This window comes from Streptomyces sp. WI03-4A, from assembly GCF_033792105.1.
Taxonomy (GTDB): domain Bacteria; phylum Actinomycetota; class Actinomycetes; order Streptomycetales; family Streptomycetaceae; genus Streptomyces; species Streptomyces collinus_A.
This window is the reverse complement of the sequence record NZ_JARAUO010000087.1, coordinates 1-7,366: the sequence shown is the minus strand read 5'-3', so window position 1 is coordinate 7,366 and position 7,366 is coordinate 1. Positions and strand designations below refer to the sequence as shown.

Below are 7,366 nucleotides of genomic sequence, written 5' to 3'. Positions count from 1 at the left end.
GCCCGCCCCCGCGCAGCGGGCCGCCGGTGCCGGCGCCGGGCTGCCCGCGCGCGGGGAACCACGGACGCGCCCCGGGACCAGGCGCGTCGCACCACGCCAGACGAGCCCATGTCACCCGCACCATGTCACTCGGCCCATGCCACAAGGACGGGAACCCCATGACGTACGTGACCGGCGCATACACGGACTGCACGCCTCTGCTGGGCGACCGGGAGGCCCTCGACGGCTTCTTCGCGGAGCACGGCTACCTGTATCTGCGCGGTGTCCTCGACCGCGACCTCGTCCGGACCACCGCGGAGCAGATGCTGGAGGGGCTGGTGGCGCTGGGCGCCGCCGACCCGCAGGCCACCCTGGACGACGTCGCCATCGACTCCTTCGAGGAGGTCGACGAGGTGGCGATGCACAAGTACGTCAAGTACGACGACTTCTGGAACCACCCCTCCACCCTGGAGGTGTTCGAGCGGGTCTTCGGCGAGCCCGTCTTCGTCTTCCGCTCCACCACCATCCGCTACTACCCCTCGGCCGCGGGCGCCGAGCAGCCGTCGTTCGCCCATCTGACACCGTTCCACCAGGACGGCTTCTACATCGGCCCCAACAAGGACTTCCGCCCCGTGTGGATACCGCTCGTCGCGACCACCAGGGACTCCGGCGGAGTCGCGCTCGCGGACGGCAGCCACCGGGGGGGCCCGCGCGAGCACGTCGTGCACGAGTCCTTCCGCCGGTTCGGCCACCCGGTGCGCGGCATACCCGCCGAACTCATCGGCGACGACGAGACGTTGCTGCACTCGGCCATGGAGCCGGGCGACGTGCTGTTCATGCACGCCTACACCTGTCACAAGTCGGTCCCCAACCTGTCGTCCCCGCCGGTCATGCGGATGTCCATGGACACCCGCGTCCAGCCGGCCGCGGCGGAGCGCGGCTTCAACGCGCTGACGCCGTGGACGGAATCGGCGAAGGACCCCTCCAAGGGGATCATGTCCAAGATCACCGGAACTCCCAGTGCGGTTGAATAGATGACTCATCGCGAAGCACCCCCCACCGGCGCTCCCGGCACCCAGGAGCCGCCGTCCCCCCAGCAGCCCCCCGCGTTACCGGGCCTGTCCACGACCGGTCTCGTCGTGGTGCTCACCGGGTTCGCGCTGTCCATCGTCGACTTCTTCATCGTCAACGTGGCGCTGACGACGATCGGGCGCGACCTGCACGCCGGTGAGACCGCGCTGGAACTGGTCGTGTCCGGCTACGGAATCGCCTACGCGCTCGGCCTGGTCCTCGGCGGGCGGCTCGGCGACGCCTACGGCAGGCGCCGGCTCTTCGTCTGGGGCCTGGTCGCCTTCACCCTCAGCTCCGCGCTGTGCGGGGTGGCCCCGGGCGTCGGCCTCCTCATCGCGGCCCGGCTCCTGCAGGGCGCGGCCGCGGCCATGCTGGTGCCGCAGGTCCTCGCGACGATCCAGGCGGCCACCGAGGGCCAGGCCCGCGCCCGCGCCATCAGCCTCTACGGCGCGACCGCGGGACTCGCGGCGGTGGCCGGCCAGATCCTCGGCGGACTGCTGGTCTCGCTGGACATCGCCGGGGCCGGCTGGCGTTCGGTGTTCCTGATCAACGTGCCGGTCGGCGTGGCCGCGCTGCTCGCCGTGCGGCACATGCCGGACACCCGGGCGCAGCGCAGGCCCGGCTTCGACCTCACCGGCACCCTGCTGTTCGGGGTGGCCCTGGTCTGCGTCCTGCTGGTGATCGTCGAGGGGCAGGCGCTGGGCTGGCCGGTGTGGCTGTGGGCGCTGCCGGTGGTCGCGGCCGCGGCGGTGGCGGCGCTGGTCCGGGTGGAACGGCGGCTGGACGCCCAGGGCGGTTCGCCGCTGCTGCCTCCGTCGGTGCTCTCCCGCACCGGAATGCGCCGGGGACTGCTCGCGATGGTTCCGTTCTCGATCGGATTCGGCAGTTTCATGTTCGTCTACGCTCTGGTCGCGCAGGACGACTTCGGCCTCGGCGGACTGGGCTCCGGGGCGGTGCTGTCGCCGTTCGCCTCCGCCTTCTTCGTGGTGGCGCTGTTCACCCCGAAGATCGCGGCGGCCCTCGGGCGGCGCATCGTGACCCTCGGGGCCACCGTCCAGGGTGCCGGCCTGCTGCTGATGGCACTGCTGATCGGGACCACCTGGCCGGACGTGCCGGTGGTCCTGGTGCTGGCCGTGCTGGCGTTCACCGGTGTCGGGCAGGCCCTGATCGGGCCCACCCTGTTCCGGATGATCCTCGCCGACGTCCCGCCCGCCCAGGCCGGCATGGGCAGCGGCGTGCTGGTCACCAGCCAGCAGACGGCCACCGCCCTGGGCGCGACCGTGGGCGGCACGCTCTACCTCGCCCTCGGCGACTCGATGGGCCACTCCTGGGCGGCGGTCGTCGTCCTCTGCCTGCTGACCGTCTTCTCCGCGACCATCTTCGCCATCAGCCTCAGACTGCCCGACCCCGCCTGAACCACCGGCGGCACCCGCCCAGCCCTCCCCCGGGCGGGTGCCGCCGGACCCCGGGCCCCCGGCCCGCCCGCACACCCCTTCCACCGGGCCGCGACGACGCGGCCCGGGATCGCCCGCCCAGGACGCGAGGAACGGACACCCCGTGCACTTACACCCCAGGACGGCCGTGGTCACCGGCGCGGCGAGCGGCATCGGGCTCGCCCTCACCGCCCGCCTCACCCGGGCCGGAGTCAAGGTGCTCATGGCGGACATCCAGGGCGACGCCCTGCGCCGCCGGGCCGGCGAACTCGCCGCGCGCGGCGCGGACGTCCGCGCCGAGACCGTGGACCTCACCGACGCGGACGCCGTGGAGGCGCTGGCCGAGACGGCGTACGGCACCCTCGGCGACATCGACGTGGTCTGCAACAACGCCGGTGTCGTCGGCCCCGTCGGCATGCCGCTGTGGAGCGTGCCGCTGGCGCGGATGCGCGAGGTCTTCGAGGTGAACCACTGGGCGCACGTCCATGTCGCCCGGGCCTTCGTGCCGCGGCTGCTGGCGAGCGGTCGGCCCGCCCACCTCGTGCACACCGCCTCCATGTCGGCGTTCGCGGTGGGCAGCGGCAGCGCCGCCTACGCCGCCTCCAAGCACGCCGACCTGGCGGTCGCCCGCAGCCTGCGGGCCGACCTCGCCGGCACCCCCGTACGGGTCTCCGTGCTCTGCCCCGGACGGGTCGACACCCCGCTGGTCCGCGACCTCGCCGCCCCGCGCGACGCGACCGGGGACACCACCGTCGGCGCCGGCCTGGTCGCCGAGACCGTGTGGGACGCGCTGGGCTCCGACCGCTTCTACCTCTTCACGAACGCCGACGCGGCCACCCGGCTGCGCGACCAGTTCGACGACGTACGGCGCCACCTCACCTCCCCTGTCCACCCCACGCAGGAGACGCTGTGGAACGCTTCCGGGCAGACGCCCCCGCCGGCCCCGCGACCGAACCCGTCGACATCGGGACGGTGAGGGCCAGGTACCGCGAGGAGCGCGACAAGCGGCTGCGGCCCGGCGCGGGCCGGGTCTACCGGCCCGCGCGCGGCGAGCTGTCCCGCTACGCGGACGACCCGTACGCCGCGCCGGACGACCGTGAGCCCGTCGGCGACACGGTCGACGTCGCCGTCGTCGGCGCGGGCATCGGCGGCCTGCTGCTGGGCGCCCGGCTGCGCGAGACGTGCGGCTTCGAGCGGATCCGGCTGGTCGACGCGGCCGGCGACGTCGGCGGCACCTGGTACTGGAACCGGTTCCCCGGCCTCAGGTGCGACATCGAGAGCTACGTCTACCTGCCGCTGCTGGAGGAACTGGGCACCGTGCCCTCGGAGAAGTACGCGACCGGCGCCGAGATCCTCGCGCACTGCCGGGCCGTCGCCCGCCACTACGGCCTCTACCGGGACGCCCTGCTGGGGACCTCCGTCACCGAGCTGCGCTGGGACGAGACGAGCTCGCACTGGCTGGTGCGCACCGACCGCGGCGACCGCTTCCGGGCCCGCTACGTGTGCATGGCGATCGGCTCGCTGCACCGGCCCAAACTGCCCGCGGTCGAGGGCCTTCAGACCTTCCGCGGGCACTCCTTCCACACCGCCCGCTGGGACTACGGCTACACCGGCGACGGCGTCCCGGGCAGCCTCGCGGCGCTGCGGGACAAGCGGGTCGGGATCGTCGGCACGGGCGCCACGGCGGTGCAGGTGATCCCGCACCTGGCCGAGGCGGCCGCGCACCTGTACGTCTTCCAGCGCACCCCGCCCGCGGTGGGCACCCGGGGCAACCGGCCCACCGACCCGGACTGGGTGAAGGGACTGCGACCGGGCTGGCAGCAGCGGCGCATGGACAACTTCCACGACCTGACCTCCGGGGTGGCGCGGGCGGAGGACCTGGTGGCGGACGGCTGGACGGAGATCACCGCCGGTCTCGCGGCGATCCTGCCGAAGTCCGGCGGGCCGGACGGCGCCGCCGACCCCGCCGAGGCGGCCGCCGCCGTGGAACGCGCCGACTTCCGCAAGATGGAGGAACTGCGCGCCCGCGTCGACGCCGTCGTCCGCGACCCCCGCACCGCGGCCGCCCTCAAGCCGTACTACCGGCTGTTCTGCAAGCGGCCCTGCTTCCACGACGGGTACCTGGAGACCTTCAACCGGCCCGACGTCACCCTCGTGGACACCGAGGGACGCGGCATCGAACGGCTCACCGAGCACGCGGTGGTCGCGGCCGGCCGGGAGTACCCGGTCGACTGCCTGGTCCTGGCCTCGGGTTACGAGTCCGAGTACGCGGTGCCATACACCACCCGGGCCGGCTACGAGGTGGTGGGCCGGGACGGGGTGCGGCTCTCGGAGCGCTGGGCGGACGGGGCACGGACGTTTCACGGGCTGATGGTGAATCGTTTCCCCAACTGTTTCCTGCTGTCCAAGGTCCAGTCGGGGCTGCACGTCAACGTGCCCTACATGCTGGGCGAGCAGAGCAGGCACGTCGCCCACGTCCTCAAGGCCGTCCGGGACCGCGGCCGAAACGTCGTGGAGGTCTCCGCCACCGGCGAGAAGGAATGGACCGAGGAGATCCTCCGGCTCGCCAACCGCAACCTCGACTACGCCGAGTCCTGCACCCCGGGCCTGTTCAACAACGAGGGCCGCCCGGGCGACCTGCACGTCCTCAACGGCAGCTACGGCGGCGGCTCGGTGGAGTTCCTGAAGGTCCTGCGCGCCTGGCGCGAGGCCGGAGACCTCGCCCACCTGGAACTGAGCGACTGAACGCAGCACCTCACACAGCGACCACGCAGCAGCGAAACAAGCACGTACCGACGACGAAACAACCATGAAGGGGGACGCAAGGCCATGGACGTCTCGCCGATACCGGACTCCGCGGTCGGAGCCGTCGTGCACGGCGCCGCCATCACCCCGGACCTCGACGACACCACCGTCGAGCGGTTATGGGCCGCGCTGGACCAGCACCTGGTGCTGGTCTTCCGCGGCCACCGGGACCCCTCGAACGACGAACTCCTCGGCTTCGGACGCCGCTTCGGGCACATCCCGAAGACCGGCCTCACCACCGGCGCCAGCCCCGACCACAACGAGATCCTGATCATCTCCAACATCGTGGAGAACGGCCGGAAGATCGGCGTCGGCGACGCCGGCTGGATGGACTGGCACACCGACTACTCCTTCCGGCCCCGGGTCTCCCGGATCGGCTTCCTCGCCGCCGTGGAACTGCCCGTCTCCGGCGGCGGCCAGACCCTGTTCACCGACATGTACGGGGTGTACGACTCGCTGCCCGCGGACCTGCGCCGCCGCCTGCACTCCTACCGGGCCCGGCACGCCCTGCGCTCCGGCTACGAGGAGACCATCGAGGAGAGCTACCAGGGCGAGGTCTCCATCGCGGGCGGCGGTCCCGGCACCGGACCCGCCACCACGGCGATCCTGCCCGAGGACGGCACCTCCACCGTCCACCCGCTGATCGCCCGCAACCCGCGCACCGGCCGCCACGCCGTCTACGCCAACTCCCTCAACACCAAACGCATCCTCGAACTCGACCCCGCCGCCAGCAAGGAACTCCTCCAGGACCTGTGGGGCTACGCCGGCTCGCCCGCCCTGACCTACACCCACACCTGGGAGCCCGGCGACATCGTCATGTGGGACCAGCTCGGCACCGTCCACGCCAAGACGGCCTTCGACCCGGACGACCGGCGCATCCTGCGCAAGGTCGTGGCCATCTTCGACGACCCGACCGAGCCCTGGCGAGCGGAGGCCGCGGCGTGACCGTCACCCCCGCCAGCCTGCACCGCGGCCGGGACGCCACCACCCCCGCGCTGCGCACCGCCCTCGACCTGCTCGACCGCAGGACCCGCCACCAGGCCGCCTACCACCTCGGCTGGATCACCGCGGCCGGCGCGCCCACCGCCGCCGACGGCGGCAAGGCCGTACGCCCCGCGCTGGCCCTGCTGTCGGCCCAGGCGGTCGGCGCGCCCCCCGACACCGCGCTGCCCGGGGCCGTCGCCGTCGAACTGGTCCACAACTTCTCGCTGCTCCACGACGACCTGATGGACGGCGACGAGGAGCGCCGCCACCGCCGAACCGTCTGGGCGCTGTGGGGCGCCAGCAGCGCCATCCTCACCGGTGACGCGCTGCTGGCCCTCGCCCAGGAGGTGCTGCTCGACTGCGGGCTGCCCACCGCGGCCGCCGCGGCCGGCCTGCTCGCCCGCACCACCCGCCGGCTGATCCACGGCCAGGTCCAGGACATGGCCTTCGAGAACCGTCAGCACGTGACGGTCGAGGAGTGCCTGGAGATGGCCGCGGGCAAGACCGGCGCGCTGCTGTCGGCGAGCGCCGCGATCGGCGCGCTGCTGGCCGGCGCGCCCCGGCCCGTCGTGGACGCCCTCGCGCTCTACGGCGAACAGGTCGGCCTCGCCTTCCAGCTCACCGACGACGTCCTCGGCATCTGGGGCGACCCGGCCGCCACCGGCAAGTCCGTCCACTCCGACCTGCGCGCCCGCAAGAAGTCCCTGCCGGTCGCCCACGCGCTCAACCAGGGCGGCACGCTCGGCGTCGAGCTGGCCACCTGGCTGGCCGCGCCCGGCCGCCCGGACGAGACCGAACTGCGCCGCGCGGCCGACCTGATCGAGGCCGCGGGCGGCCGCGACTGGGCCCAGGCGGAGGCGGTCCGACGGATGGCCCTGGGCGAGGCCGCCCTGCACGGAGCCGGTCTGGACGCCGGCGCCCGGGACGAGCTGCTGGCCGTCGGGCGGTTCATCGTGCACCGGGAGGTGTGAGGGGCCCCGCCGGCCCTCGTCAGCGATCTCTCAGTCCGGTCGAGGACCGTGAGGGAGCCGGGCCGCGGCCCGCCGCCGACGGCGACGGTGCCGCCGGCCCGGCCCCGGCACCGCGGGCAGCGC

Annotated in this window: 6 protein-coding genes; all 6 read left to right on the top strand. The window is 73.4% G+C overall.

Annotated features, from left to right (window positions below):
• Nucleotides 1-158: 158 nt before the first annotated feature.
• The 6 genes from ptlH (at nucleotide 159) to PV343_RS39995 (ending at nucleotide 7,243) form a co-directional block, all read left to right on the top strand.
• Nucleotides 159-1,013 (top strand): 1-deoxypentalenic acid 11-beta-hydroxylase, encoded by an 855-nt coding sequence (gene ptlH, locus PV343_RS40020; protein WP_319151978.1) that lies wholly within the window; start codon nucleotides 159-161, stop codon nucleotides 1,011-1,013.
• Nucleotides 1,014-2,465, top strand: coding sequence for an MFS transporter (locus PV343_RS40015; protein WP_319151977.1), 1,452 nt, complete (start codon nucleotides 1,014-1,016; stop codon nucleotides 2,463-2,465).
• Between the two features lie 142 nt (nucleotides 2,466-2,607).
• Nucleotides 2,608-3,459 (top strand): 1-deoxy-11-beta-hydroxypentalenate dehydrogenase, encoded by an 852-nt coding sequence (gene ptlF / locus PV343_RS40010; protein ID WP_319151976.1) that lies wholly within the window; start codon nucleotides 2,608-2,610, stop codon nucleotides 3,457-3,459.
• Nucleotides 3,393-5,228 (top strand): neopentalenolactone/pentalenolactone D synthase, encoded by a 1,836-nt coding sequence (gene ptlE / locus PV343_RS40005; RefSeq protein ID WP_319151975.1) that lies wholly within the window; start codon nucleotides 3,393-3,395, stop codon nucleotides 5,226-5,228. Before ptlF ends, ptlE begins: the two co-directional genes overlap by 67 nt.
• Nucleotides 5,229-5,312: 84 nt before the next feature.
• A complete protein-coding gene (gene ptlD, locus PV343_RS40000) occupies nucleotides 5,313-6,233 on the top strand; it encodes a neopentalenolactone/pentalenolactone F synthase (RefSeq protein WP_319151974.1) in 921 nt (306 codons plus the stop codon).
• Nucleotides 6,230-7,243, top strand: a complete 1,014-nt coding sequence (locus PV343_RS39995; RefSeq protein WP_319151973.1) for a polyprenyl synthetase family protein — start codon at nucleotides 6,230-6,232, stop codon at nucleotides 7,241-7,243. Before ptlD ends, PV343_RS39995 begins: the two co-directional genes overlap by 4 nt.
• The last annotated feature ends 123 nt before the right edge of the window (nucleotides 7,244-7,366 follow it).

Bases quoted from the DNA above. Each gene is read 5' to 3' on its own strand.
- ptlH (WP_319151978.1), top strand. From the start codon at position 159: ATGACGTACGTGACCGGCGCATACACGGACTGCACGCCTCTGCTGGGC.
- ptlD (WP_319151974.1), top strand. From the start codon at position 5,313: ATGGACGTCTCGCCGATACCGGACTCCGCGGTCGGAGCCGTCGTGCAC.
- PV343_RS40015 (WP_319151977.1), top strand. From the start codon at position 1,014: ATGACTCATCGCGAAGCACCCCCCACCGGCGCTCCCGGCACCCAGGAG.